The following is a 26,659-nucleotide window of genomic DNA, read 5'->3' as shown; positions in this document are numbered from 1 at the left end:
GTCAGGCCGGGGCCGCCGCGAGCCACTCCAGGGCCGCCGACACGGACTCCGCCGCCGTGACTCCCTCCGGGACCGGGGGACGGCGGACCACCAGGACCGGGATGCCGGCCTCACGGGCCGCGGTCAGCTTGGGGGCGGTGGCGGAGCCGCCGCTGTCCTTGGTGACCAGCACGTCGATCCGGTGCCGGGCGAGCAGCTCCCGCTCGCCGTCCAAGGTGAACGGACCCCGGTCGAGCAGGACTTCGAGCCGCGGCGGGACCGGCGTGTCCGGCGGGTCCACCGAGCGCACCAGGAACCAGGTGTCGGCCAGGTGCGCGAACGCGTGCAGGCCCATGCGCCCGGTGGTCAGGAAGGCCCGGCCGCCGAGTTCCGGCAGCAGCGCCGCCGCCTCGGCGAGTGAGCCGGCGAAGTGCCAGTCGTCCCCGGGGCCGGGGGACCAGCCGGGGCGGCGCAGCGCCAGCAGGGGAACGCCCGAAAGCGCCGCGCCCGCAGCCGCGTTGAAGCTCATCCGCTGCGCGAAGGGATGCGTGGCGTCGACCAGGTGCGTGACCCGGTGGGCGGTGATCCAGGCGGCCAGGCCCCCGGGGCCGCCGAAACCGCCGATCCGCACCTCGCCCGGCGGCAGCACGGGCGCGGACACCCGGCCGGCGAGCGAGGTGGTCACGCGGTACGAGGGATCCGCGGCCAGCGCCTGCGCGAGGCGCCGGGCCTCCGTCGTGCCGCCCAGGACCAGGACGTGGGCCGGGGCTGCGTCAGCAGACATGCCGGTCGCGCTCGGGGGAGTACAGGTGGCTGTCGCGGAACTGCTCGGCGCCGAGCGTACGGCCCACCACGATGACCGCGGTGCGGACCAGGCCGGCCTCCTTCACCTGGGCCGCGATGTCGGCCAGCGTGCCGCGCAGGATCAGCTCGTCGGGGCGGCTGGCCATGGCCACCACCGCCACCGGGCACTCGGCCCCGTAGTGCGGCAGCAGCTCGGCGACGACCCGGTCCACATAACGGGTGGCCAGGTGCAGCACCAGCAGCGCCCCGCTGCGGCCGAGCGTGGCCAGGTCCTCGCCGGGCGGCATCGGCGTGGCCTGCTGGGCGATCCGGGTCAGGATCACCGTCTGGCCGACGGTGGGCACCGTCAGCTCCCGCTTCAGCGCGGCCGCCGCCGCGGCGAACGCCGGTACGCCGGGCACCACCTCGTAGGGGATGCCGGCGGCGTCGAGGCGCCGCATCTGCTCCGCCACCGCGCTGAAGATCGACGGGTCGCCGGAGTGCAGCCGCGCCACGTCCTCGCCCGCCGCGTGGGCCCGTACGCACTCGGCGATGATCTCGTCGAGGTTCAGCTGCGAGGTGTCGACCAGGCGGGCGTCCGCCGGGCACTCGGCCAGCAGTTCGCGCGGGACCAGGCTGCCCGCGTACAGGCAGACGGGGGCGGCGGCGAGCGTCCGTGCACCGCGCACCGTGATCAGGTCGGCGGCGCCGGGGCCCGCGCCGATGAAGTACACGGTCATGTCGTCTGGTCCTCTTCCTCGTTCTGGTCCTGCGTCGTGGGATGGTCCGGCCAGGGCTTCGTCACGGACCACTGGGTGACCGGCATCGCCTGCCGCCAGCCCGTGAAACCGCCGACCGCCACCGCGTGCGCGACGGCCAGCTTCACCAGGTCGCCACCGTGGCGCCGGTAGCGCTCGGTGAGGACCGCCTCCGACTCCAGGGTCACGGTGTTGACCACCAGCCGGCCACCGGGGGCCAGCGCCGCCCAGGCCGCGTCCAGCAGGCCCGGCGCGGTCAGCCCGCCGCCGATGAACACGGCGTCGGGAGCGGGCAGCCCGGCCAGCGCCTCGGGCGCGGCGCCGGTGACCACGCGCAGCCCGGGGACGCCGAGCGCGGCCGCGTTGCGGGTGATGCGGGCGGCCCGCTCCGGGACGCGCTCCACGGCCACCGCCCGGCAGGTGGGGTGCGTCCGCATCCACTCGATGCCGATGGAGCCGGATCCGCCGCCGATGTCCCACAGCAGTTCGCCGGGGGCCGGGGCGAGGGCGCACAGCGTGGCCGCCCGGACGTGGCGCTTGGTGAGCTGGCCGTCGTGCTCGTACGCGGCGTCGGGCAGGCCGGGGGTCGCGCCGAGCCGGGGGACGGGGCCGCGCCGGTCCCGGCGGCACTCCACGGCCACCACGTTGAGGGGGTCGCCCGGCGCGCGGTCCCAGCTCTCGGCCCGGCCCTCGTACGTGTCCTCGCGCTCGGAGCCGAGCTGCTCCAGTACCCGCATCCGGCTCGGGCCGAAGCCCCGCTCCCGGAGCAGGGCGGCGATCTCGTCGGGGCTCGCCGCTCCGGCGCTGAGCACCAGCACCCGCCGTCCCTCGTACAGCGCGGCCGCGAGCCGGGCCACCGGGCGGCCGACCACCGTGACCACCTCGGTGTCCTCCACCGGCCAGCCCAGGCGGGCGCAGGCGTACGAGACCGAGGAGGGGTGCGGGTGGACCCGCAGGCGCTGCGCCCCGAGCTCCTCGGCCAGGGCCCGGCCGATCCCGTAGAACATGGGGTCGCCACTGGCCAGCACGGCGATCCGGCGGCCCGCGTGCTCGGCCATCAGCTTCGGCACGGCGGGCCGCAGCGGGCTCGGCCAGGCCACCCGCTCGCCCGGGCAGTCCTCGGCCGGCAGCAGGTCCAGCTGGCGCGGCCCGCCGATCAGCACCTCGGCCCCGGTCAGCGCGGACCGCGCGGCGGCGGTGAGCCCGGCCCAGCCGTCGGCGCCGAGGCCGACGACCGACACGGGCAGGGGGGACGGCGGTGCGGAGCTCACTGCGCGGTACCTCGGGAACGGGAAGGGGAGCGGGCGGGTGGACCCGCAGCCTACTGGCCGGGGTACCGGCCCCCGGCTCCACCCCCGCGAAGGGCGAGGTCTACCCTCGGTAACCCCATGGTCACCGCACCGTGCAACCCACCGTCGCGAGGGAGCTCACATGCCTGGCTGGAACGCCGAGAACATCCCCGACCAGAGCGGCCGCACCGCCGTCGTCACGGGAGCCAACAGCGGTATCGGCTACGTCGCCGCCCGCGAGCTCGCCCGGCGCGGCGCCGACGTGGTGCTGGCCTGCCGCAGCTCGGCGCGCGGGCGGGCCGCGGTGGTCCGGCTGCGCGCCGAAGTCCCGGGCGCCGAGGTGGAGTTCATCCCGCTGGACCTGGCCGACCTGGCCTCCGTACGGGAATTCGCCCACGTCCACGGGCAGCGCCGCCGCTCCCTCGACCTGCTCGTGAACAACGCGGGTGTGATGGCGCTGCCGTACGGGCGGACCGCCGACGGGTTCGAGACCCAGTTCGGGGTCAACCACCTCGGCCACTTCGCGCTGACCGGCCTGCTCCTGCCCCAGCTGCTGGCCGCGGCCCCCGGGGCCCGGATCGTCACGGTCTCCAGCGGGTTCCACGCGCTCGGCGACGTCGACCTCGACGATCTGAACGGCGAGCACGGCTACCGGCGCTGGATCGCGTACGGCCGTTCCAAGACCGCGAACCTCCTCTTCACGCACGAGCTTGCCCGGCGGCTGGAAGCCGCCGGCTCCGGGATCGTCGCGGCGGCCGCGCACCCCGGCTACGCCTCCACCAACCTGCACGCCGGTGCCTCGCGGCAGGAGGGCCACCGGCCCATGTCGCGCCTGATGGGCCTCGGCGCCGCCGTCCTCGCCCAGTCCGCCGCCTCCGGCGCGCTGCCCACGCTGTACGCGGCCACCGCCCCCGGGGTGCGCCCCGACGCGTTCTACGGACCGCGGCTCGGCTGGCGCGGGGCGCCGGTGCGCTCCTGGCGGGCGAAGTGGACCCTGGACGACGCGTCCGGCGAGCGGCTCTGGGCGGCCTCGGAGAAGCTGACCTCCGTCCCGTACGGCTTCCTCGCGCGCTGAGCGGGCGGCGGTCCGGATCCGGGCCGCCGTACGGGCCGCCGTACGGGCGCCCCTCCGTGAGCCCCCCGTCCGCCCCCGGGGTGCCTCGGGGCGCCCCGGGCGGGACCTGATCCGCCGGCCGGCCGGCACGGGAGACTCGGCGCCATGGACGACGACACGGACAACCACCCAGAAGCCCACGAAGCCCACGATCACGCGGTGGTCCTCGGCGCAGGCCTGGCGGGGATGCTGGCGGCGCGGGCGCTCGCCCAGCGGTTCGCGCGCGTGACCGTGGTGGAACGGGACGAACTGCCGGACACCGGGCCGGCCTTCCGGTCCGGTGTGCCGCAGTCCCGGCACGTGCACGTGCTGTGGTCGCGTGGCCTGGACCTGATGGAGGGGCTGCTGCCCGGGGTCACCCGCGAGCTGCTGGCCGCCGGGGCGGCCCTGATGGAGACGCCGCGGGACTTCCTGTGGCTGAGCCCGGCCGACTGGTTCCAGCCGGTTCCCGGGTCCCGGATCCTGATCGGCAGCCGGGAGCTGATCGACTGGACGGTCCGCCGGGAGGTGCTGAGGGACGAGCGCATCCGGGTCCGCTCCGGATCGATGGCCACCGGGCTCCTCGCCGGACCCGACGGCCGCTCGGTCACCGGCGTACGGCTGCGCGAGGGCGACCCGCTGCCCGCCCGCTTCGTGGTCGACGCGACCGGCCGGACCTCCCGCGCCCCGGCCTGGCTGGCCGCCCTCGGCCACCCGGCCCCGGCGACCACCCGCTACGACTCCCACCTCGGCTACTCCAGCCGCTACTACGAGATCCCGCCGGACCCGGCCCGCCGCTGGCAGGGGATCTACGTCCAGGGCCGCCCCGAGAACCCGCGCGGCGGAGTGCTGGTGCCCCTCGACGACGGCCGCTGGCTCGTGACGCTGACGGGCAACGGCGAACACGCCCCGCCGACCGGGGACGAGGAGTTCCTCGAATTCACCCGGACCCTGCGCACCCCGGTGCTGTACGACGCCCTGCGCGACGCCAAACCGCTGTCCACACCGACGAGCTACCGCAACACCGCCAACGAGTGGCGCCACTTCGAGCGGCTCGACCGCTGGCCGGCCGGATTCCTCGTCCTCGGCGACGCCCTCTGCCGGGTCAACCCCGTGTACGGGCAGGGGATGACGGTGGCGGCCCTCGCCGCGGACGCGCTGGCCGGGGCCATCCGGGGCCTGGCGCCCCGGGAGATCGCCGCGGCCGCCCGGCGCATCCAGCGGCGCACCGCGGCCGCCTCCGACGTGGCCTGGCAGATCGCCACCAGCGAGGACATGCGCTACCCGGAGACCGAGGGGCCGCCGCCCGACCGGGCGACGAAGGTCCTGCAGGCATACATGTCCCGGGTGATCGTGGGCGCCAACGCCGACCCGGAGATCTCCCGGCCCTTCTTCGGGGTGCTGTCGCTGGCGCTCTCGCCGAACGTCCTGCTGAGCCCGGGCACGGTGATACGGGTCCTGTCGAAGTGGCGGCTGCCGACGGCCCCGGAGACCGCGGACTACCCGCCGCACCACAAGGCCCCGGTGGACTCGGGGGCGTAGGGCGTCCCGTCTAGCGGGCCGCCACGGCGCGCTCGTACACGGCGCGCACCCCGTCGCCGAACAGGCTGCTGTACGAGGTCAGCTCGTCGCCGCCCCCGTCGCGGCCGCCGACCACCCCGATCAGGGTGTGCGCGTCGGTCAGCACCGGACCACCGCTCGTGCCGTCGGGAACGTCCGCGCAGTCCAGCCGCAACTGCGCGGGCCCCTCGGCACGGGCGGTGTTGAAGCACTCCACCGGGTGCTCGGTGTCGTTCGGATAGCCCACGACCCGGGCGGGCGCGGGCAGTTCGGGCCCGAACCGGATCGTCTGGGCCCCGGTGGCGTCCTCCAGCCGCTCACCGGGGTGGCCCGGCCGGCGCACCCGGAGGAAGGCCACGTCGTAGTCGGGGTCCTGGTCCTCGATCCAGCGGGGGTCCACGTCGATCCGCGTGGGCACCCACACCCCGTACGGGGCCAGGCCGTCCCGGTAGCCGGGGACGAAGGCGAGGTTGGTGCGGAAGCCGAGGATCCCGCGGTAGACGCAGTGGGCGGCGGTGGCGACGAGGTCGCCGCCGGGGGAGTGGACCACGCTCGCCGAACAGTGGTGGTCCTGGTCCGCGTCCTCGCCGGGGGAGAACAGCGCCCCGATCGCCGGTTCCGCCGCGGCGGGCCGCGCGACCAGCGGGTCGGAGGGCCGCCAGCCGCCCGACCGCCAGTGCACGCCGGCCGGGGGGCCGCCCGTGCCCTGCGCGGCCGGGGCGGGTGCGGCGGGATCCCGGGCCGGGTCCCGCCCTGCAGCGGCCCCGGGCGCCTGCGGGGTTTGGGGGGCCTGCGGGGCCTGCGGGGGCGCCTCCCGCGCCGGGCCCTCCCGTACGGCCGCCGCCGTGCGGTCGGCCTCCTGCGGGTTCTGCACGTAGCTGCCCTCCGCGGGATCCCCGTCCGCCAGGTGGGCCGTCACGCCGTGCAGCTTCCACAGGAGCCCGGCGCACCCCATCAGCACGGCGCAGCCCACGCCGACGAGCAGGCAGACCCGTACGGCCCGCCCGCGAACCCTGGTGAACATGTGCCGCTCCCGCCCGCAAACGCCGATCGCGTCCCGATCGGCCCCCTGTTCGACGGACGGCGCGACGACGGCAGTTCCGGGCCGGAACGTGTCCGTCCTCACAGCCGCGGCCCCCGGCCTTTCCCGGTCATCCGCCGTCCTTCCGCCCGTCACCCAACTGGCCTACCCTCGCGGCGAGTTGCGACGCAGTGCATCCACCGGGCGGACAGGAGCCGAAAACATGGGATTGCGGAACCGGATGGCGGGCGCGGTGACGGCGGGCCTGGCGGCCCTGGCCCTCGTACTCGGTACGGCCCCGGCAGGGGCCGCCGGGGCCGGGCCGGCAGGGACCGCCGCCGACCTCCCGTACGCGGGATCGACCGGCGTCGGTGTGCACAACGCGTACGAGAAGGCCAAGTACCCGTACTTCGCGGACGCGCTGGACTCGGGCGCGGCGATGCTGGAGCTCGACGTGTGGACCAACTTCTTCGGCAGCTCCTTTCGGGTCTCCCACGACAACCCCTTCGGCAACGACAACAACTGCGAGAACGCCACCAGCCCCGGCCAGCTGCGCACCAAGTCCCGCAACCAGAACCTCGCGGGCTGCCTCTCCGACATCCGCAGCTGGCACGACGCCCACCCCGGCCACCGCCCGGTCGTCCTCAAGCTGGAGCTCAAGGACGGCTTCGCCGCCAACCTCGGGCGCGGCCCGGCCGAGCTCGACGCGCTGCTGAACTCGAAGCTCGGCGACGCCCTCTACCGCCCGGGCCGGCTCGCCGCCGGCCACCCCGACCTGGACACCGCCGCCCGGGCCGGCGCCTGGCCGACCCGCGCCGCGATGGCCGGGAAGTTCCTGGTGGAGCTGATCCCCGGCACGCTGGAGGAGGGCAACGCGAACGACACCCTGTGGACCGACCGGGAGTACGCCCAGTACCTGCGCTCCCTCGCCGCCGCGGGCCGGCTCGACCAGGCGGCCGCCTTCCCCGCCGTGCACCGGGCCGAGGCCGGCGACCCGCGGGCCCGGTACGCGGACGCGGCGCTGCGCCCCTGGTTCGTGGTCTTCGACGGGGACGCGAGCGCGTACGCGGGCGGCTCGATCGACACCGCCTGGTACGACCGCAACCACTACCTGCTGATCGCCACCGACGCCGCCGGCGTGGCGCCCGCCATCGACGGGGTGCACCCGACCGAGGCGCAGGCCCGGGACCGGGTCGACCTGATGGCCGCGCACCACGCGTCCATCGCCTCGGCGGACTGGTACCCGCTGCCGTCCGTACTGGCCACGGTGGTCCCGCGCGGCTAGTACCCTTATTGCGAACTATTCGCAATAAGGGTCGGGTGCAGGTGTGATGGCGGGTTCTCCGGTGGTGCTCGGCATCGAGTCCTCCTGCGACGAGACGGGCGCGGGCATCGTGCGGGGCGGCCGGCTCCTCGCGCACGCCGTCGCGTCGAGCATGGACGAGCACGCCCGCTTCGGCGGGGTGGTCCCCGAGATCGCGGCCCGCGCCCATCTGCACGCCTTCGGCCCGGTGGTGCGACGGGCCCTGGAGCAGGCCGGGCTGCGGGCCGATCAGCTCGACGCGGTGGCCGTCACCACCGGCCCCGGCCTCTCCGGCGCGCTCCAGGTCGGACTGGCCGGGGCCAAGACCCTCGCCTACGCGCTGGGCGTGCCGCTGTACGGGGTGCACCACCTGGCCGGGCACGTCGCCGCCGACACCCTGGAGCACGGGCCGCTGCCCGAACCCTGCGTGGTGCTGATCGTCTCGGGCGGCCACACCTCGCTGCTGCTCGTGCGGGACCTCGTGCGCGAGCCGATCCTGCACCTCGGGGACACCCTGGACGACGCGGCCGGGGAGTGCTTCGACAAGGTGGCCCGGGTGTTCGGCCTGCCGTACCCGGGCGGGCCGGCCATCGACCGGGCGGCGCGGGGCGGCGACCCGAAGGCGGTCCCGTTCCCGCGTCCGCTGACGGGCGGGCCGCGCGGGCAGGACCCGTACGCGTACTCCTTCTCCTTCTCGGGGCTGAAGACGGCCGCGGCCCGCTGGGCCGAGGGCCACCGCCAGCGCGGGGAGCGGCTGCCGGTCGCCGACGGGGCGGCCTCGCTGCAGGAGGCGGTGGCCGACGTGCTGACCCGCAAGGCGGTCGAGGCCTGCACGGCGTACGGGGTGAAGACGCTGGTGGTGGTCGGCGGGGTGGCGGCCAACTCGCGCGTCCGGGCCCTGGCGCAGCGGCGCTGCGCCTCGGCGGGGATCGAACTGCGGGTGCCGCCGATGACGCTGTGCACGGACAACGGGGCGATGATCGCGGCGATCGGCGACCTCCTGGTCCGCGCGGACGCGCGGCCGGCCCCGCTCACGGTCACGATCGACCCGTCGGCCCCCCTGGAGTACGCGGCCCTCCACCCGGTGGCCTGACGGCCGGCCGGCAGGGCGGCTGCCCGGGAGGACGGGCCGTTGCCGGGCGGGTGCGGTGTCGTTGGGCAGTCCCGAAGGCCTGCACACGGGACTCGTGAAGGGACGTACGGCATGGACAGGGACGTCGACGAAGTGAAGACGGTGCACCTCACCCCCGAGGTGTACGCGTACCTGATCGCGCAGGCCGAGCCGCGCAGCCCCGTCCAGGAGGAGCTGATCGAGCGGACCCGCGAGCTCGGCCGCGAGGCGCAGATGCAGGTCCCGCACGAGCAGGCCGTCCTCCTCACCCTGCTGGGCAAGATGATCGGCGCCCGCCGGATCGTCGAGGTCGGCACCTTCACCGGCTACTCCACGCTGGCCCTGGCCGCGGGCCTGGTTCCGGGCGGGCGGGTGCTGACCTGCGACGTCTCCGAGGAGTGGACGTCGATCGCCCAGGAGGCCTGGAAGGCGGCGGGGGTCGGCGACCGGATCGAGCTCGTGATCGCCCCGGCGCTTCGGACGCTCCGCGCGCTCCCGCAGGAGCCGGTGATCGACCTGGTGTTCCTGGACGCCGACAAGCCCGGCTACCGCGCGTACTGGGACGAGCTCGTGCCGCGCCTGCGGCCCGGCGGGCTGATCCTCGCCGACAACGTCCTGTACGGGGGAGAGGCGGTGGACGCCGGCGCCGAGGGCAACGCCCTGGCCATCCGGGAGTTCAACGCGCACGTGCGCGCCGACGAGCGCATGGAGTCGGTGATGCTCCCGATCGCGGACGGCCTCACGCTCGCGCGCAAGCACTGAGGGGCGATCGGGCATCCTGGGGTTCAACCGCACACGGAGGAGCCCCAGTTGTCCGACCCGAACACCGGTACGCGCACGCCCCCGCACCGCCGCCACATCGACTTCGAACGCCTGCACAACTTCCGCGACCTGGGCGGCTACCGCTCCGCCGACGGCCGTACGGTCGCCTGGGGCGCGCTCTACCGGTCCGACTCCCTGGGCAAACTGGCGGGGGCCGAGGCCCGGGCCGACTGGGACCGCTTCCTCGGCCTCGGCATAGGCACGGTCATCGACCTGCGCTACCCCTGGGAGATCGAGGCCAAGGGTCGGATCCCCGAGCCCGAGCGGTTCACGTACGCCAACCTCAGCATCGAGCACCGCCCGTACGACCAGGCCGCGATCGACCCGGACATCGACCCCTGGCGGTACCTGGCCGACCGGTTCGCCGAGGTGACCGAGGACGGCGCCGACGAGATCCGCCGGGCCCTCGAGCTCATCGCCGCCGGTCCCGGCCCGACGGTCTTCCACTGCACCTCCGGCAAGGACCGCACCGGTCTGATCGCCGCGTTCGTCCTGACCCTCCTCGACGTGTCCGAGGAGGAGATCCTGGCCGATTTCGCGCTCACCGAGCTGGCGACCGCCCGCCTCACGGCCGACTGGCACGCCGCCAACCCGGGCCGCACCATGCGCTGGCCCTCGTACGGCCGCGCCCCGGCGCGGATCCTGTCCCTCGTCCTCGCCGACCTGACCACGCGCTACGGCTCCCCGGCCGAGTACCTCACGACGCGCGTCGGGATCACCCCGGCGACGGCGGCCCTGCTCCGGGACCGCCTCCTGCGCTGACGGGCGTCCTGCGAAGCCTGAAACCCGCCAACTCTGGCCACATCCTTGCCTGTTGATGCGCGTGTCCCAACAATGCACATGACAACCGGAGGATCTTCGGTTGCATCGTCATCAGAGGGGAACCCCCACATGCGCAAGCCTCTCGTCGGCGCCGTGCTCTCGCTGCTCCTGATAGGAGCGGCGGCAGCACCGGCCGTGGCGTCAACACCCCAGGACAAGGCGGCGGCGGCCGTCGCCGTGAACTACGCGGGCACCGTCGCGCTCAGCAACTGCTCCGGCTCCGTCGTCCGCGTCCCCGGCTCCCAGCCGAACGACCCCGCGCTCGTCCTGTCCAACGGGCACTGCATCGAGTCCGGCTTCCCGGGGCCGGGCGAGGTCATCAAGGACCAGTCGTCCAGCCGCTCGTTCTCGCTGCTGAACGCGTCGGGATCGCGCGTGGCCACGCTGCGGGCCAGCAAGATCGCGTACGCGACGATGACCGACACGGACATCTCGATCTACCAGCTGACCAAGACGTACGCGCAGATCCAGAGCCAGTACGGCATCGCCGCGCTCACCCTGAACGACGCCCACCCGGTGCAGGGCACGGCGATCAAGGTCGTGTCGGGGTACTGGAAGCGGACCTACAGCTGCAACGTGGACGGCTTCGCGTACCGCCTCAAGGAGGGCGAGTGGACCTGGAAGGACTCGGTCCGCTACACCTCGTCCTGCAACACGATCGGCGGAACCTCGGGCTCCCCGGTGATCGACACGGCGACGGGCAAGGTCGTCGCGGTCAACAACACGGGCAATGAGGACGGGCAGCGCTGCACGGACAACAACCCGTGCGAGGTGGACGAGACCGGCAAGGTCACCGTCCGGCAGGGCATCAACTACGCCCAGGAGACCTACATCATCGCCGCGTGCGTCGGCGCGGGCAACAAGATCGACCTGACCCGCGCGGGCTGCACCCTGCCGAAGCCGTAAGGCGGGAGGGCCGCGTGGCCGCCCGCCTCCTCGCCGGGGCGGGCGGCCGGCCATACGCGCAACCGACGGAGACCGAGGGAAACTGGCCCCACCCAGTCGATCAGCCGACCCGTCGACCGAAGGCCGAACGCATGAAGAACCACGCGACCATCGCGACCCGCCCCCTCGAAGCGGTCACGCCGGACGGCGAAACCTTCCCCGTCACCCTCCGGCTGGGCGCCCCGTACCCCGATCCGGACCCGGCCGGCGACTGGATCTGCCCCTGCCGGCTCGATGGCCTGTACGAGAGCACGTACGAGATCCACGGGGTGGACGGGATCCAGGCCCTGGCCCTGGCCACGGACGTGCTGGGCAGGCGGCTGACCGAGGCCGCGCAGGAGCGCGGCCTCACCTTCACCTGGGGCGGGGAGAGCGGGCTGACCGCGGCCGAGGTCCTGGTCCGTTCGGCCACGGCGGGTCGCTGACGCAGCGGCCGTGCCGGATGTGCCAGCGTGGGCGGGGTGCACGCCGCCCACGACGCCCTCACGCCCTTCCTGCACGGCGACATCCCGTACCTGGAGAAGGCGCTGCGCACCATCGGGGTCTACGTACTGATCCTGGTGCTGCTCCGGATCGTCGGCAAACGCCAGCTCGCCCAACTCAGCACCTTCGACCTGGTGGTCATGCTGCTGCTGGCCAACGTCGTGCAGAACGCCGTGATCGGCCCGGACGACTCGGTCCTCGGGGCGGCCTTCGGCGCGGCCGTACTGCTCGCGGCCAACAACGTGGTGGTCAGGGCGGCCGCCCGCTACGAGTGGCTGGGCCGCCTCCTGGAGGGCACCCCCACCACCCTGGCCCGTGACGGCCACTGGCTCACCGCGGTGATCCGCCGCAACGGCCTGCGCCGCGCGGACCTGGACGCGGCGGTCCGCCACCAGGGCGGCGACGACGTCACGGAAACCAAGGAGGTCACCCTGGAGCCGGGCGGCGCCCTGGTGGTCCAACTGGCGGAACCCGAACAGTCGGCGGACAAGTCCGACATCGCCGCCCTGAAAGCGGCCCTGGCCATCCTGGAGGAAAAGGTGGACGCCCTGCGCCGTCCCCCGTTCCCGTAGACGCCGGCGCCGGCGCCGAGACGGCCTTCGGGCCGGCGTTCGGCGACGCCCCGGACCGGGCATCTTCCTGGCAAGAGCGCGCGGAATCGGTCGGGGTGCGCCATCTTGTGTCGTCCGTTCGGCTCGAAGAGTCAACTCCCGTACAGAAGGCGGGAGTCCGGCTATCGATCCGGTGCCCGCGCCCCCTACGATTTACCTGGCTCCGCGGCGCCGACGCGTGGGGGTGGAGAGCGACGTTCGTGGGCCGCGAGGGGGGAGAGAGGCTGTGGCGAGATTCGGACGTGTCCGCTCCTGGCAGCTGCCGCAAGCGGTCCCCGGAGTCGTGATCGGGGGGCTCGGCGCGCTGGTGGTCGGCGTGACGATCGGGCTGTTCACGCAGCCGGCGGCACTGGTCGCCGGCGGCGGCTATCTCTACGGCACGGGGCTCCTGCTCGCCGTCGGCCTGTACGGATCCACGTACTCGATCGATCTCGGGGCCCTGCGCTCGGACCTGTCCGGCGTGGTGGCGGCCGTGACGCTCGGCGTCGTGCTGAAGGCCTCCCTCATCGCGGGCGTGATGGTGCTGGTGTTCGACCGGCCCGAGTACCTGGTGCTCGGCATCGCGGTGGCCCAGATCGATCCGCTGTCCGTCGCGGCCCTCGCCAAGGGCGAGCGCATGTCGCCGCGCGCCCGGTCGCTGCTCACGGCATGGGCCTCGTTCGACGACCCGATGACGGTGCTGCTGACGCTGTACGTCGCGGCCTACGCCTACACGGCTGCGGGGCACGAGGGCGCACCGGCCGTCGCGGGCGGCGGGGCCGGCGGCTATGTGAGCGGCCTGCTCCTCAACGCCGCGCTGCTCGCCGGGGTGCTCCTGCTGTGGTGGGCGGGGCGCCGGGCGCTGCGGGCACTCGCCGGTTCGAGGGAGGCGGCCGCGGCGCTCGCGGGCACGCCGCCGGGCCGGCGCACCGAGGCCGTCCTCACCGGAGCACTGGTGGTGGCGATGCTCGCGCTCGCCGCGGCCGGCATGCTGATGCTCGCGGTGGCGCTGGCCGGTCTGGTCGTCCGTACGGGGGCGTTCGACAAGATCGTCGACCGGGCCGTCGCCGGAGCCTATCTGGCCGCGTTCCTGGCGCTCGGCCTGTTCCTGGCCCAGGGAGTGGCGCTCCTGCCCGGACTGGCCCTCGGCGTGGCCGCGTTCGGCGCGCAGGCGGTGGTCGCCCTGGGCGTCATGCCCCTGTTCGTACGGGGACTGGAGCGCCGGGACCGGATCGCACTCGGACTGGGCCAGCAGAACGGCATCACGGCCGTTCTCATCGCCCTCGCCCTGGAACGCGACTTCCCCGGCACGGTCTCGGTCGTCGGCCCCGCCGTGCTGGTCGTCAACCTGCTCCACGGCACCTCGCAGGTGCTGCTCGACCATCCACCACGGCTGTGGCGCCGGCGCGGCGGCCCGGAACTCGGCCCGGAACTCGGCGCGGGCGGGGAGCGTCCCTCCGGGAGAGCGGAGCGGGAGCCGCTGGCCAAGGGGCGGTCGCCCGCCTGACCACCGCCGGGGCGGTGGCGGCGACCATGCGGGGCCCAGGGGAAGAGTCGAGGAGCGGCGCGGGGCAGCGGCCGGACGGGGAGGGTGCGCATGAGGCAGGGAACGCGTCACGGACGGAGGGGGCTCGGGATCGCCGCCGTGGTCCTCGTGCTGGCGGCGGCCGCCCCGGCGTTCGCCGCGCCCGCCGGGTCCAAGGAGCGCGACGTCCAGCTCGTGTACTGCCTCGACGCCTCCCACCGGGCGGATCTCGTCACGGCCGCCACCCGCCTCGGCCTCCTCCAGCCCGGGGCGTCGGCCCCCGGCTCCGCCATGGCCGCGGAATCCGTCCTGCCCGCGGCCTCCTCCCGGCGCATGACACCGCAGGAGTGGTCCGTGCACCGCCAGGGCGACTTCGCCCGGGCCTGTTCGGCGCTGATGGGGGCCGCCTCCGACACCCCGGGGGCCGCAGCCGAGGAGAAGAAGGCGGAGGGTGGCTGGCTCGAGACCTTCCTGACCTCGCTCCCCCTCCTCGCGGTGGGCGCCCTGCTGCCCCTCGGCGGACAGGCCTGGGAGCGCGTCTCCACCGAACGCCGCCTGCTGAAGCAGCAGTTGGAGAGCGGCAGGACCTCCTTCCGGTCGGCTGCCCGGGAATACCTCAGGAACTACGAGGACGATCCGGCGGCGGACCACACGGCGGTGCTGGCCGCGCGCGAGGCGCTGAGCGGAGCCCTCGCCCAGGTCGGCGCGCCCGGCGCGCGGCGGGCGCAGGCCCGCCGGCTGGCGGACGAACTGCCGCTGGCCTCGCCGCTGCCCGAGTTCAGCGGCGACCGGCGGCTGGGAACCGATGCGCGTACCCGGCGGGCGCAGGAGGAACGGCAGTCCGTGGACCGTAAGCTGAGCGACGTGTCGGACCTCAACAGACGCGCGTTCCACTGGAGATGGCGTACCGCACGCGAGCGGCTGGCTCGCACGACCCCGGGAGCGGCCGCATGACGGTGCCTCCGCAGCACAACCCGTACAGCGTGCGCGTACCGAAGAAGAGGCAGGCCCTGCGCAACGCCGAGTCCCCGCCCCGGGTCGACTACCCGCTGGTGCCCTGGAGCGAAACGAGCCACTGCGAGCAGTGGGTGGACGTCGATCACGCCAAGGCGCAGGTGGACGTCTTCCGGAAGTGGCTGGAGAGGCTCCCGGACGTGGTCGACAGCGGGGTGAACTACGGTTCCCTGGTGGTGGTGACGGGCCCGATCGGCATGGGCAAGACCACCCTCATCCACCGGTGCGTCCACGAGGCGCAGAAGCACATCGAGCGGATGGACCCGGACCCGCCCCTGAACCAGGTCGTCGCGATGACGGCCGGCTACGACAACATCGGCGACGTCATCAGCCTGGACGACAACGGCCGGTTCGCCACCATTCCCGCCATCAACGCCGGCATCGTCAAGCAGGTCGTCGGCGAGCTGCGCGCGAAACTCACCCACGTCGACACGGGCATCTCCAAATGGCCCCCGGGCGAGGCGTTCGAGGCGATCAGCGAGCTCCTGGAGCAGCAGGACGCGCTCCTCTTCGTCATCGTGCCGCACATCGCCTGGAAGGACCCGGGCGTGCGCAGCGAGTTCCTCCTGACGTGCCTGAAGCACGCGCGCAGCCGGATCGTCCTCTTCGTCGAGATCAGCCACGGAGCGACCTACCGGGCCAAGGAGGTGGTCAAGGAGGTGGTGAGGCATCCCGCGGTCACGCACCTCGAACTCGGCCACCTGAAGGGGGAGGACAGGGTGGCGTTCAGCCAGGCCGCCCGCTCCGGCCACCCCGACCCGGACGCGACGCTCCTGACCGAGTGGGAGCCCGTCGACGTGAGGGAGCTGCGGCTCGTCTACCACGCCGCGGCCGAACACCAGATACGCGCGGGCGAACCGGTCCGGATCACGGCGCACGAGCTGAGCCACCACGCCGAGCGGCTCAGACGCGAGGCCAGGGAGAGCCTGTTCGGTGCGCCGGCCGACGACTCCCCGCCCGACGGTCCCGCCCCGCCGGCGAGCCCCTGACCCGCCCCCGCGTCCCCACCCGCCCGCCGCTCGGATCGCCGTCATCGGAAACACGAGGAGTGCCCGCCGTGGCCCCAGACAGTGGAGACATCTGGCACAGCAACCCCTTCCCCCTCAGTCCGGTCGTGCGCCTCGGCCCATCGGCCGACCTCGGGAACGTGCCCGTCGAGGCGGCGGACTCGGGCAACGCGACGATCGGGACGCCGACCACCGCCGAGCTCACCGCTCTGGTCGACGACTACCTCGGCAGCCGGCCGACCGGGGGCCGGCGCGGCAGGGTGATCGCCCTGGTGGGCGAGTTCGGTCTGGGCAAGAGCCATGCGCTGCGCAAGGTGTACGCGGATCTGAGCGGGCTGCCGGACCCACTGGCCATGTGGATCATGGACGAGCCGGTGCAGGACATGGGGCGGATGTACCGGGACCGGTTACGCGGCCCCGGCGACACGCCCCAGGGAAAGCGCGCCTTCGAGGAACTGGTCCGGAACTACTACGCGTACGCGACCGCCAACCGCGTCGACACCCAGGGCAGCGATGCGCGACTGGGCGCGCTCGGCGAGATCGCGGCGGGGCTGCGGGGCGGCAGTCTCGACCCGGACAAGGTGGTGTCGGCACTGCGCTACGACCCCGAGGTGATCCACGCGGATCTGCGCGGCACGCTGGGCGAGGTCACCGAGCACCGCCGCTTCGCCACCGCACTGGCGCTGCTCCAGGACCCGTCGTTCAACAGGATGGTGTGGGAGTGGCTGAACGGCGGCGAGCCCGCCGAGCCGCTGCGTGAGCGCGGCATCACCGAGGCCATCGGACCCGCCGCGGGACAGGGCGGACACGAGGACCCCGCCGGCATCGACCGGGTGTTCGACACGCTGGCGGTGCAGGCCGTCCTGCACGGCCGGGTCGGCAAGCCGTACGCCCTCCTGATCGACTCCCTGGAAAAGGTGCTCGAGTGGCGCGACGAGCACCGGCGCACGTTCATGGACGCCTTCGAACGGCTCGTCAACATCTACGCGAGCCGCGGCGGCCTGCTGGTCTTCTGCGTCTCTCCGAGCGGGCTGGGGGAGCTCCGGCAGAGCGTGCACGAGCGGCTGGTGCAGCTGTGGCCGAGCGGATTCGACGAACGGCTCACCGGCGAACTGGTCGCCGCGTACGTCCACGCCGGCCGGGGCGGGAGCGCGTCCCCCGGAGGGTCCCGCGGGGGGTCCCGCGGCGCGTCGCCCGACGGGTCGGCCGGCCCGTTCGACGCGGAGGCCCTGCGGCTGCTGTACGAGCTGACGGAAGGGGTGCCCCGCGAGGTCCTCAAGACCTGCCGCCAGGCCTGGCAGCTCGTCGAGGACAAGGACCGGCTCGAAGGCGGCCCGGGCGCGGTACGGGAGGTGCCGGCCGCCAGGGTGCTGCAGGCGGTGCGCGATCTGCACGAGGGGGTCGCCCGGCGCCAGGTCGAGGCGGACGTCCGCAAGGCCCTGGACATCGGCCAGTGGCGGATCGCCTCGCGCGATCCGGTCCCGGTCCGGCTGTCGTCCCCGCCGGGAAGCCGCGAGGAGGTGCTGCACTGGCTCTCTCCCGCGCCGAACGCCTACCTCGCGGTGATCCTCACCCGCTCCGTCCTCGTCGCCGACGACGCCGAGCGGATCGCCGCCCAGGTGCACGGCCTGCGCAGTGCGGTGCGTCCGGGGCGGTGCGAGGTGCTGCTCGTCGTCAACGGCCACGTCTCGCAGGCCATGCAGGACCGCCTCGGGCGCTCGCTGGGCTCGCGGCCGCTGGTGTACCGGCAGGGCGGCTTCGCGGAGAGCGTGGACAAGGCGCTGCGGAAGCTGGACGGGCGGCTCGCGGACGGGCGCCGCGAGGAGGGCCTGGTCCAGCTCGGCGAGCGGATGCGCCGCGACCTGGAGCAGCAGACCGCCGAACTCGCCGAGCTGCGCCGGGCGATGACCTCGTGGGCCCCGGAGCCCCGGCGGCGTGCCCTGCCGGCCGCCGGCGAGCGGACCGCGTCCTCGCCGGGAGCGCCGGCGCCGTTGCTCGTCGAGGGCCCGCCCGAGCCGGAGCCGGCCGCCCTGGATCTGCCGGGACCGGTACGGAGCCGGTTCCAGGAGGCGCTCGCGGTGCTCGACACCGTCACCCGGCGCGTCGCCGGCAAGGCCGTGAAACGGCGTACGACGGCGACCTCGGCGGAGCTCGGCGTGCTCGGCTGCGCCACGCTGGTCCGTGCGCTGACCGAGAACTTCCGCGGCGCGGTGGCGGCCTGGCACCGCGCCGCCGTGCCCGGTGCGCCGACCGAGCGCCAGTGGAACGAACTGCGCAGGATCTGCCGGGAGTACGAGAGCGCGGTCGAGGTCCTTCCGGTGCATCTGCTGGGCAGCCCGGGCCCCCCTCACCCGCTGACGGCGGCCCGTACCGTCGAAGTGCTCGCGGAGGAGGTGTGGGGCACGCTCAGCGCGGCGGGGGTGTCGTGAGCCCCCGTACCGCGCCCGCGAGCCGCTGCAGCTGCGCGTCGGCGTTGGCGACCTGGGTCTGGTCGAGGGTGACACCGACGAGGAACTCGCGGGGCGAGATCCAGACGAGGTACACCGCGCCCTCCTGCACGTCCAGGATCAGCCGCTCCACGGCCGGAAGGCCCGCCTGAGCCGGGGCGACCAGGCCCAGCGCGTCGGCGAGGCGTATCAGATGGCCGCGCAGGCTCCTGGAGAGCTCGCGGTAGGCGCTGCGCCGGGTGCGGACGCTGACGCTCAGGAACTTCGGTCCGAGGTCGTCCGATTCGAAGACGTCGCCCGCGCACACCAGGGTCCAGTCGCGGTAGTAGGCGGCGTACTGCAGGTCGGTGGTGTTCACATGGCCGAGCCACAGGGCGCGCAGCCGCTCCTCGTAGGCGGGCTCGGGCGTGGCGGCCGTACCGAAGTCGACGCGCAGCGGGGTGCGTCCGCCGTCGACGGAGGAGAGACCGGGCTTGGCCGCCGGGTCTCCGCCGGGCAGCTCGTCGGAGAGCCGGTGCACCTCGGTACGGATCCGGGTGACCAGGGCGTTCATGGCGGTGTCCATGGCGTCGGTGCTGTCGGCCGTGTCGGCGACCGCGGCCAGGTACTCGCCGGGCTTGACGCGCCCGCCCCACAGGGAGCCCCCCCTGTTGGCGACGACGGTGCGCATCAGCTCTCCGGTGCCGAGCGGCTGCAGGAGAACGCCGACGTCCTGGGCGGAGAGCAGCAGCCGGCTGCCGGACAGCGACTCCTCGTCCCGTTCGTCGCCGGGGTCGCCGATCATGGCGCCGAGGGGGCTCCGTTCGGCGCGGCAGATCACGAAGTCGAGGATGCCGTTGCCGAAGTGGGACAGCGACCTGATCCCGGGGGTCGAGGCGACCGCCTCCTCGCACAACGAGGTTATCCGGCCGTGCCGTTCGGGAGCCCAGTGGTGCTCCGTCAGCGTCTGGGTGCCATGCGGTGCGGGGGCTGCCACGTGCACGTCGCCTTTCGGTTCGGGTTCCTATGGGTGTTCAGGTTCCTACAGGTCCCTTCGAAGTCCTACAGTCCGGGCAGCTCCAGATCGATGTCGAAGCCCGACTGCGGGACCGGGCGGGAGGTGCCCGACGCGGTGAGGCGGGCGTGGTGCGCCTTCACCCGCCGACCGTCGGGCCGGTGGGCGATGCCCAGGTCGCGGAGCCGGTCCAGGGCGCTGCGGGCGAGCTCGGCGGCCTCCTCCGTCTGGCCCGCCGCGGCGAGGGTGGCGGCGAGGGAGTTCTCGGCGGCGGCCACCCACGCGTGCGCCTGGCCGAGCTTGAAGGCGAGCCGGGTCAGGGAGTGGCGGCCGGTCGCCTCCGCGGACGCCAGGTCGCCCGTCGCCCGCAGGTAGACGCCGTGGCGGACGTCGCTGAGCGCGGTGTAGGGGTGCGCCACGCCGAACCGTTCGGCCAGCGAGTTGCCGCACAGCCGCGCCTGGAGCTCCGCCTCGTCCGCCTTGCCGAGGGCGTGCAGGTCGGCCGCGTAGCTGAACTGGCAGCGCAGGGTGTCGATCCGGTCGGCGCCGAAGCGGCTGACGTACAGCTTCAAGGCGCGCAGATCGCGCTCGTGGGCCATCTCGTACCCGTAGCGGGGGTCCTTGGCGGCGGGGAAGCCGTCGGCGAGGCGGCGCTCGCTGACGGCGAGGCCGACCTCCGTCCTCAGCCGCGCCCCGTCCCAGACGTCGCCGTGCCGGCGCAGCCGCTGGCGCAGCAGGTCCCGGGCTTCGCCGTCACGCCCCATCGCCCGGTACAGGTAGGCGAGCAGGTCCGCCTCGGCCCAGGCGGCCGGGTCGTCCTTGCCCTTGACGGCCTGCTGGTAGCGGAAGCGCTCCTGGACCCTGCCGAGGGCGGCGGCGACGCGTCCCGTGAGCGCCTCGTTGAGGGCCAGGTTGTGCTCGACCTGGACGGTCGCGGGGTGCTGGCGTCCGAGCAGCAGGGTCAGGCCCTCCACGGAGGGCCGGAGCTCCATCAAGGCGTCCTGGAACCGGCCCAGGGCCCGCAGGGTCGCGGCGTGCGAGTCGGCCGAGAGCAGGGTGCGGGGGTGGACGAGGCCGAGGAGCCTGCGGTGGCCGCGCAGGGCCTCCCGGGAGAGCGCGCGGGACGTGTCGTACGCACCGGCGAGGCGGTGGGCGCGGGCGGTGAGGTTGAGCAGGCGCAGGTACTCGGGCGTCGGCTCGTCCCCGTCGGTCCACCACGCTTCGCGGGCCCGTCCGGCGATGTCGAGGAGGCGGGCGAGGTCGGTGCTCTCGGCGCGGGCGCCGAGCGCCTGCAGGTGCCGGAGCAGCGAGCGGCGCACGCGGGGCCGGTCGTCCTCCCACAGTCTGAGCGAGTACACCTCGCGCGCCCAGTCGGGAGGCAGGTCCTCGTCCTGTCGCACGTACTCGGCCAGGACACCGCGCAGGACGGACTCGATGCGCTCCCGGGCCTCCGCGTCCATGCCGCCCCGGATCAGGTCGCGCAGCGCGTGGTGCTGCGTCAGGGGCTGGTCCCGGCGGTCGAACTCGACGTCGAGCAGGCCGACCTGGGCGAGCGCCCAGAGGGCGACGCTCACCATGTGCTCGTCGGGAAGCTGCACCTGGTCGGGGTGGCGGACGCCGCCGTCGCCATCGGGGGGCAGGGGTCCGGAGGAGTCGTCGCGGGCCAGTTCGGACAGGAGGCGGCGCGAGCGGAGCAGCTCCAGGCCCATGCCGCGCCCGGTGAGCAGGGAGGCGGCCTGAAGCAGCCAGTCCAGCGCGTCGGCGGCGGGACGCTCGGTACGCCAGGCGGCGGCGCCCGGGGTGAACCGGGCGAACTGCCGGGCGACGTGCACCATGACGGCGAGGGAGGACACGGCCCCGGTCGCGCTCTCGCCGAGGAGTTCCGTCTTGCCGGCCCGGTACTGGGCGAGGAGGTCCGCGACGGCCGCGCGGGCCGCCGCGTCCGGCGTCATGTGGTCCTCACGCCGGTGGGAGGCGGCCCGCTCGGCGAGGCAGCGGGCGGCCAGCTGCAGGGGGAGCGGGACGAAGTCGACGATCCCGGCGACCTGTTGGGCATGGTCGGTGGTGAGCTCCGGCAGCCGTTCGCTCAGCAGGTCGCAGCTCTCGGCCTGGGTCATGGCCGGCATGGCGCAGGACGTCAGGTACGGCGGGCGCGTGTCGTCGGGCTCGTCCCGGGCCGGGGAGACGCGGCTGGTGACCAGCACATGGCCGCGCTCGTGCGGGATCGGAAGCAGCCCGTTCAGTTCGGCGGGGTCCGTCGCCCCGTCGTAGACGATCAGCCAGCTGTTCTCGGTGTCGGGGCGCGAGAGGCGGTTGAGGAGCGGGGAGATGTCCCCTTCGGCGGCGACGGCTCCGAGCCGGTCCTCGGCCGTGCCGAGGCGCCCCGCGAGCCGGATCAGGCTCCTGCGCAGGCGCTGCGGGTCCCAGGAGCGCACCCACCACACCACGTCGTACCCGGGGCCGTGGCGATGGCACAGCTCGCGGGCGGTCTCGCTCTTGCCCCAGCCGCTGGGACCGTGCAGCACCAGGGCCGCGCCGTCGCGGCCGGCCTCCCGCAACTGCTCTTCGAGGGAGGTGAGCAGGTCGTCGCGGTCGGTGAAGCCGCCGCGGCGCGAGGTGATGTTGGTGATTTCGGGCAGCCGCGGGAAACGCGCGCCGGTGGCGCCCTCGCGGGGCCGCCCCGGGCCCAGTCCGAGGCCGGAGTACAGGATTCGCAGCGCCTCGTCCTCGGTGGTGTCGCGCAGGTCGATGCGCTCGTGGTGCGAGGCCTCGGCGTTCGGGAAGGCCTCGTCGACCAGGACGATCCGCACGTCGGTGTGGGAGAGGGCGCCGATCTGCGCGAGGAGGGCGTCGTCCGCGTCGCCCGGTGACAGGAAGAGCAGGGCCGTGCCGGTCCCGGGACGCTCTCCCGTGTAGGTGTCGACCCTGCGCAGCTCGGTGCGCACCCCGCGCTCGCCGAGCCGGTCGCGCAGCCAGGCCGCCCAGGCGACGTGCCGCCCGGAGTGGACGACGGTGGCTTCGGTGAGCCGGGCCTCGCGGCGGGCGCGGAGCCAGTCGGCGAGTTGCTCGTAGGCGGGGCGCAGGCCCACGACGCTGCCCGCGTCCTCCGTCTCGACGGCGAGGCTTCGGCTGTCCAGGTAGAGGGGGTTGTACGGGATCTCCAGGAAGGGGTATTCAGCCGCGCCGCGGGCCAGGGCGAGCGCCGAGAACTTGCGGCGCACCCGCTCGCGCCCTTCGCGCAGCCGGTCGTGCACCCCGATGTCGCTCTTGAGGCCGAGGGTGAGCAGCCGTACGGGCCGGTCGGCGCGGCGGCCGGACAGCTCCTCGGCGAGGGCGGCGGCGCCGTCGATGGACCAGGCCGTGAGGGCGAAGCAGACCACGAGCGCGTCGGCGAACTCCACCAGCCTGCCGGGAGCCTCGTCGCCGGGAGCCGCCGGGACGGGCGCCTCGATCAGGACGTGGTCGTAACGTGCCGCGACGGGGTCGTCGAAGAGCGCGGTGAGTTCGCGCGGGGCGCAGCGCCCCACTGCGGCGACCTGCCCGGCCCCCGGTTCGGGCACCGCGGCCCCGTCCCCCGAGGCACCGGGGCGGCCGTCGACGAGCAGCACGCTGCGGTTGCCCTCGGCGAGGATGTCCGCCGCGTTGCGCAGGGTGGTGCTCAGCCCGAGGTTCTCGGACGTGGTGTAGAAGACGGCGAACGAACCCGCGTGGCGCTGGGGGTTGGCGTCTGGCATGACCTCTCCGCTCGGCGAGGTGACAGCGAATGACGGTGGACAAAACGGGCATGCAGGGGTGCAAGTATAGGGGCCGCGCCCCCTCGTTCCCCGTCGGACGCCCGTGGCGTCCGGAGGATCCGCACGCTCCGGTACGCGGCCGGCCGCACCGCATGGCGACCGGTCACAGGCTCTCCGAGAACCCGGTGACGAAGGGGTCGCCCGCCGTGTCGCGCACCCGGCGCAGAACCGCGCCCAGCGCCGAGTCGGGGAGGGCGGCGACCTCCTCGGGCGAGAGCCCGGCGATGTCCAGGACGACGGACTCCACGTCGCGGTCCGCGGGGGTCGGGGCGGCGCCCTCGGCATCGGTCATGACGTCCACTCCCGGAGGTCGCTGCGGACCGGCTCGCCGGTGTCCTTCCCAGGGTAGCGCCGCCACTCGCCCCCGGGGCAACCGCCGAACGCGCCGGAACTGCGCCAACTCTGCTCCCCGTGCCCCCCGTTGGCTCGTTCGTGATGTTGACGGTCGGCGCACCCCAACCGAATACTGGACGAACGGAGTGCGCACGTACCGATGCGCGACCGATCGGCGCACGCTTTCGGGGGGGAGCGGATGAGTCGACCGTCACTGCGCCCGGGCCGGCCGCCCTGGCCGGGCGCCGCCGACGTGCTGGCGCGCGAGGCGGCCGGCTGGGTTCCGTACCCGCTCCACTCCTTCGTCCTCAAGGTGCACAGCCGCTGCGACCTGGCCTGTGACTACTGCTACATGTACCGCTCGCAGGACCAGAGTTGGCGTACGCAGCCGCGCGCCATGGCGCCGGCCACCCTCACGCGTACGGCCGAGCGGATCGCCGAGCACCTGGCCGCGCACGGACTGACGGAGGCCGGCGTCGTCCTGCACGGCGGTGAACCCCTCCTGGCCGGCGACGAGGCGCTCGCCCGCACCGTCGCCGTGCTGCGCCGGACCGTCGGCGCGGGGGTCCGGCTCCACCTGGCCCTGCAGACCAACGGAGTGCGGCTGACCGAGCAACGGCTCGCCCTCTTCAGCGAGTTGGACCTGCGGATCGGGGTGAGTACCGACGGCGGGCGCGCCGCCCACGACCGGCACCGCCGCAGCGCCGACGGCCGCGGCAGCCACGCCCGGGTGCAGGCCGCACTGCGCCTGCTCGACACCGACCGCTACCGGCCGCTGTTCGCGGCGCTGCTGTGCACGATCGATCTGCGCAACGACCCCGTGCGGACCTACGAGGAACTGCTCGTCCACCGCCCGCCCACCGTCGACTTCCTGCTGCCGCTGGGCAATTGGCACACGCCGCCGCCCGGCGTGGATCCCGCCGGGCGGCGGACCCCGTACGCGAACTGGCTGTGGACCGTCTTCGAGCGCTGGTACGGCGCCCCCGTACGCGAGACCAACGTCCGCCTCCTCGACGACCTCATGGCCCTCCTGCTCGGAGCCGCCCCCCAGACGGAGGCCCTCGGGCTCGCCCCGGTGCGCTACGCGGTGGTGGAGACCGACGGCTCCCTCGCCCAGGACGACACCCTGCGCACCGTGTACCAGGGAGCGGCGCGCACCGGGCTCGACGTGTGGCGCCACTCCCTGGACGAACTGCTGCGCCACCCCGGGATCGCCGCCCGCCAGTGGGGCGCCGACGGGCTGTGCGCCACGTGCCGCGCCTGCCCGCTGCACCCCGTGTGCGGCGGCGGCCACTACGCGAACCGCTATCGCCACGACACCGGTTTCGCCAACCCGAGCGTGTACTGCGCCGACCTGACGGCCCTGATCGGGCGGGTACGAGGGCGGCTGGCCGGGGACGTGACGGGCCTGGCCTCCGCCCGTCCGGCGCCGGCGGAGGCGGTATGACGCCGTCGCCGCACCGTCTGCCGGGCGAACTGCTCGACGGGCTCGCCGCGGGCGGCGGCGGAGCGGAGGCGATGCGCCTGCTCGCCCGGGCCGAGCACAGCCGGCGCCTCGCCTGCCTGTACGCGATCAAGAGCGCCGCCCTGGAGGCCGGGGGTGAGCCGGCCGAACGGTCGGAGAGTGCATGGGAGTTGCTGGACAGGGCCCACCGGGCGGATCCCGGCGCCGCGACGGCCGTACTGACACACCCCGCGGCGGGCCCCGCGCTCGTCGACCTGCTCGCCCGCCTCACGCGGCGGCCCGAGGGGGCCGGCGCCCCGGTGCACCGGCTCACGGCGCTCGCCGCCGCGGCGGCGGTACGCGCCCGGGTACCCGCCCGCGTGCGATGGCCGCTGACGGCGCCGGGCCCCTGGGTGCCGCTCCCCTCGCTCGGCCGGGCCCACTTCCCCGGCGCCCGCCCCGGGGACCAGGTCGAGCTGCGCGTGGGGACCGCGGGCCGGGCCTCGCTCGCGATCCCGGACGCCCCGGTCCCGCAGGCCCCGGTGCCGGTGACCGGGGATCCGTACCACGGCGGCGACCGCTGGCGGGGGGCGAGGCCGCTGGCCACGCTCGGCCCGGGCGCCGCCCTCGTACTCGACACCCTCGACCCGCCCTCCTTCCCGGCTGCCGCGGGGCGCGCGTCCCACCCCGACGCCCAGGAGGCGCGCCGCTGGGCGACGCAGGCGGAGGCGGCCTGCGGGCTGCTGCGCGCCGACCACCCGGAGGCCTACGCGGAACTGGCCGCCGGATCCTGGCTCCTGGTGCCCCTGCGCGCCCCGGCCCGGGGCATCGTCAGCGGCAGCAGTGCGGAGACCTTCGGCTCCATGGCCCTGTCGCTGCCGCCGAGCGGCACGGTCCTCGCCGTGACGCTGGCGCACGAGATGCAGCACAACAAGTTCGCGGCCCTGCTGCACCTCTTCGACCTGTTCGAGGAGGGTCGGCAGCACCCCGAGGAGCGGTACTACGCGCCGTGGCGCCCCGACCCCCGCCCGCTGCTCGGCCTCTTCCACGGGGCGTACGCGCACCTGGCGGTCGCCCAGTTCTGGGGCAGGCGGGGGGAGACGGAGCCGGACCCGGCCCTGCGGGCCGTCGCCCACACCCGCTTCGCCCGCTGGCGCTCGGGAGCCCGGGAGGCGACGGCCGTGATCCTGGACTCCGGCCGCCTCACCCCGCTCGGCCGCCGCTTCGCCGGCCGGATGCTGGAGACCCTGGACGCCCTGTGCCGCGTCCCCCTGCCGGCATCGGCGATCCGCCGCGCCGAATCGGCCGCCCGCGAACACCGCGCAACCTGGCACAACACCACGGGCCCCACCCCGGCCCCTACAGCCAGTCGCGCTTCTTGAAGATGACGTAGAGGCTTGTGCAGACGACGGCCATCAGGAGGATGGCGAAGGGGTAGCCCGCGGCTCAGTGGAGTTCGGGCATGGTCTCGAAGTTCATGCCGTAGATGGTGCCGACCAGGGTGGGGGCGAAGAGGATGGCGGCCCACGAGGAGATCTTCTT

At 74.4% G+C, this 26,659-nt stretch carries 22 protein-coding genes and 1 pseudogene; 15 read left to right on the top strand and 8 right to left on the bottom strand.

The window, feature by feature from the left end; genetic code table 11:
* Position 1: 1 nt before the first annotated feature.
* Genes ACFYZS_RS38485 through cbiE form a run of 3 tightly spaced genes read right to left on the bottom strand, consistent with a single transcriptional unit; the run spans position 2 to position 2,791 of the window.
* Positions 2 to 763 (bottom strand): cobalt-precorrin-6A reductase, encoded by a 762-nt coding sequence (locus tag ACFYZS_RS38485; protein WP_389023656.1) that lies wholly within the window; start codon positions 761 to 763, stop codon positions 2 to 4.
* Complete coding sequence (gene cobM, locus ACFYZS_RS38480; RefSeq protein ID WP_389023653.1) at positions 753 to 1,502, bottom strand: precorrin-4 C(11)-methyltransferase; 750 nt, start codon at positions 1,500 to 1,502, stop codon at positions 753 to 755. The genes ACFYZS_RS38485 and cobM overlap by 11 nt, the downstream gene beginning before the upstream one ends.
* Positions 1,499 to 2,791, bottom strand: coding sequence for a precorrin-6y C5,15-methyltransferase (decarboxylating) subunit CbiE (gene cbiE / locus ACFYZS_RS38475; RefSeq protein ID WP_389023650.1), 1,293 nt, complete (start codon positions 2,789 to 2,791; stop codon positions 1,499 to 1,501). Before cbiE ends, cobM begins: the two co-directional genes overlap by 4 nt.
* A gap of 160 nt (positions 2,792 to 2,951) precedes the next feature.
* On the opposite strand from cbiE, the gene ACFYZS_RS38470 reads away from it, so the two are divergent.
* Complete coding sequence (locus ACFYZS_RS38470; RefSeq protein WP_389023647.1) at positions 2,952 to 3,884, top strand: oxidoreductase; 933 nt, start codon at positions 2,952 to 2,954, stop codon at positions 3,882 to 3,884.
* 144 nt (positions 3,885 to 4,028) lie between these two features.
* The gene (locus ACFYZS_RS38465; protein ID WP_389023644.1) at positions 4,029 to 5,444 is read left to right on the top strand and encodes an NAD(P)/FAD-dependent oxidoreductase; all 1,416 of its coding nucleotides are present in this window, start codon (positions 4,029 to 4,031) and stop codon (positions 5,442 to 5,444) included.
* A gap of 10 nt (positions 5,445 to 5,454) precedes the next feature.
* On the opposite strand, the gene ACFYZS_RS38460 is transcribed toward ACFYZS_RS38465, so the two are convergent.
* Complete coding sequence (locus ACFYZS_RS38460; RefSeq protein WP_389023641.1) at positions 5,455 to 6,486, bottom strand: trypsin-like serine peptidase; 1,032 nt, start codon at positions 6,484 to 6,486, stop codon at positions 5,455 to 5,457.
* Positions 6,487 to 6,706: 220 nt separating this feature from the next.
* Between ACFYZS_RS38460 and ACFYZS_RS38455 the strand changes: the two genes are divergently transcribed.
* The 11 genes from ACFYZS_RS38455 (at position 6,707) to ACFYZS_RS38405 (ending at position 18,534) form a co-directional block, all read left to right on the top strand.
* Entirely contained in the window at positions 6,707 to 7,768 is a 1,062-nt protein-coding gene (locus ACFYZS_RS38455; protein ID WP_389023638.1) for a phosphatidylinositol-specific phospholipase C domain-containing protein, read from the top strand.
* A gap of 46 nt (positions 7,769 to 7,814) precedes the next feature.
* A complete protein-coding gene (gene tsaD, locus ACFYZS_RS38450; RefSeq protein WP_389023635.1) occupies positions 7,815 to 8,879 on the top strand; it encodes a tRNA (adenosine(37)-N6)-threonylcarbamoyltransferase complex transferase subunit TsaD in 1,065 nt (354 codons plus the stop codon).
* A 111-nt stretch (positions 8,880 to 8,990) separates the two neighbouring features.
* On the top strand, positions 8,991 to 9,659 hold the full coding sequence (locus tag ACFYZS_RS38445; RefSeq protein ID WP_389023632.1) for an O-methyltransferase: 669 nt from the start codon (positions 8,991 to 8,993) through the stop codon (positions 9,657 to 9,659).
* Between the two features lie 48 nt (positions 9,660 to 9,707).
* The gene (locus ACFYZS_RS38440; protein ID WP_389023629.1) at positions 9,708 to 10,481 is read left to right on the top strand and encodes a tyrosine-protein phosphatase; all 774 of its coding nucleotides are present in this window, start codon (positions 9,708 to 9,710) and stop codon (positions 10,479 to 10,481) included.
* A gap of 129 nt (positions 10,482 to 10,610) precedes the next feature.
* The gene (locus ACFYZS_RS38435) at positions 10,611 to 11,447 is read left to right on the top strand and encodes a serine protease (protein ID WP_389023627.1); all 837 of its coding nucleotides are present in this window, start codon (positions 10,611 to 10,613) and stop codon (positions 11,445 to 11,447) included.
* Positions 11,448 to 11,578: 131 nt separating this feature from the next.
* On the top strand, positions 11,579 to 11,911 hold the full coding sequence (locus tag ACFYZS_RS38430; protein ID WP_389023624.1) for a DUF6968 family protein: 333 nt from the start codon (positions 11,579 to 11,581) through the stop codon (positions 11,909 to 11,911).
* Positions 11,912 to 11,947: 36 nt separating this feature from the next.
* Complete coding sequence (locus ACFYZS_RS38425; protein ID WP_389023621.1) at positions 11,948 to 12,541, top strand: DUF421 domain-containing protein; 594 nt, start codon at positions 11,948 to 11,950, stop codon at positions 12,539 to 12,541.
* Positions 12,542 to 12,806: 265 nt separating this feature from the next.
* The gene (locus ACFYZS_RS38420; RefSeq protein WP_389023618.1) at positions 12,807 to 14,066 is read left to right on the top strand and encodes a hypothetical protein; all 1,260 of its coding nucleotides are present in this window, start codon (positions 12,807 to 12,809) and stop codon (positions 14,064 to 14,066) included.
* A gap of 90 nt (positions 14,067 to 14,156) precedes the next feature.
* Positions 14,157 to 15,038: a hypothetical protein gene (locus ACFYZS_RS38415; RefSeq protein WP_389023615.1), complete on the top strand. Its 882-nt coding sequence runs from the start codon at positions 14,157 to 14,159 to the stop codon at positions 15,036 to 15,038.
* Positions 15,035 to 16,087, top strand: a complete 1,053-nt coding sequence (locus tag ACFYZS_RS38410; RefSeq protein WP_389023612.1) for a hypothetical protein — start codon at positions 15,035 to 15,037, stop codon at positions 16,085 to 16,087. Before ACFYZS_RS38415 ends, ACFYZS_RS38410 begins: the two co-directional genes overlap by 4 nt.
* A 68-nt stretch (positions 16,088 to 16,155) precedes the next feature.
* Positions 16,156 to 18,534 (top strand): hypothetical protein, encoded by a 2,379-nt coding sequence (locus ACFYZS_RS38405; RefSeq protein ID WP_389023609.1) that lies wholly within the window; start codon positions 16,156 to 16,158, stop codon positions 18,532 to 18,534.
* Here the strand turns inward: ACFYZS_RS38405 and ACFYZS_RS38400 are convergent.
* The 3 genes from ACFYZS_RS38400 to fxsA form a co-directional block, all read right to left on the bottom strand.
* Entirely contained in the window at positions 18,512 to 19,528 is a 1,017-nt protein-coding gene (locus ACFYZS_RS38400; RefSeq protein WP_389023606.1) for a hypothetical protein, read from the bottom strand. The genes ACFYZS_RS38405 and ACFYZS_RS38400 overlap by 23 nt on opposite strands.
* A 65-nt stretch (positions 19,529 to 19,593) precedes the next feature.
* A complete protein-coding gene (fxsT, locus tag ACFYZS_RS38395) occupies positions 19,594 to 23,280 on the bottom strand; it encodes an FxSxx-COOH system tetratricopeptide repeat protein (RefSeq protein ID WP_389023603.1) in 3,687 nt (1,228 codons plus the stop codon).
* A 163-nt stretch (positions 23,281 to 23,443) separates the two neighbouring features.
* Positions 23,444 to 23,632, bottom strand: coding sequence for an FxSxx-COOH cyclophane-containing RiPP peptide (gene fxsA / locus ACFYZS_RS38390; protein WP_389023600.1), 189 nt, complete (start codon positions 23,630 to 23,632; stop codon positions 23,444 to 23,446).
* Between the two features lie 240 nt (positions 23,633 to 23,872).
* Between fxsA and ACFYZS_RS38385 the strand changes: the two genes are divergently transcribed.
* Together ACFYZS_RS38385 and ACFYZS_RS38380 are read left to right on the top strand one after the other, a co-directional pair.
* A complete protein-coding gene (locus ACFYZS_RS38385; RefSeq protein WP_389023597.1) occupies positions 23,873 to 25,120 on the top strand; it encodes an FxsB family cyclophane-forming radical SAM/SPASM peptide maturase in 1,248 nt (415 codons plus the stop codon).
* Positions 25,117 to 26,499, top strand: coding sequence for an aKG-HExxH-type peptide beta-hydroxylase (locus tag ACFYZS_RS38380; RefSeq protein WP_389023594.1), 1,383 nt, complete (start codon positions 25,117 to 25,119; stop codon positions 26,497 to 26,499). Before ACFYZS_RS38385 ends, ACFYZS_RS38380 begins: the two co-directional genes overlap by 4 nt.
* Here ACFYZS_RS38380 and ACFYZS_RS38375 read toward each other — a convergent pair.
* Positions 26,477 to 26,659: pseudogene (locus ACFYZS_RS38375) on the bottom strand (CorA family divalent cation transporter); the annotation flags it as partial. The gene ACFYZS_RS38380 and the pseudogene ACFYZS_RS38375 sit on opposite strands and share 23 nt — an antisense overlap.

This window comes from Streptomyces sp. NPDC001903 (assembly GCF_042891345.1).
Taxonomy (GTDB): domain Bacteria; phylum Actinomycetota; class Actinomycetes; order Streptomycetales; family Streptomycetaceae; genus Streptomyces.
The sequence above is the reverse complement of the archived record's forward strand: the minus strand, read 5'-3'. Positions and strand labels throughout refer to the sequence as shown.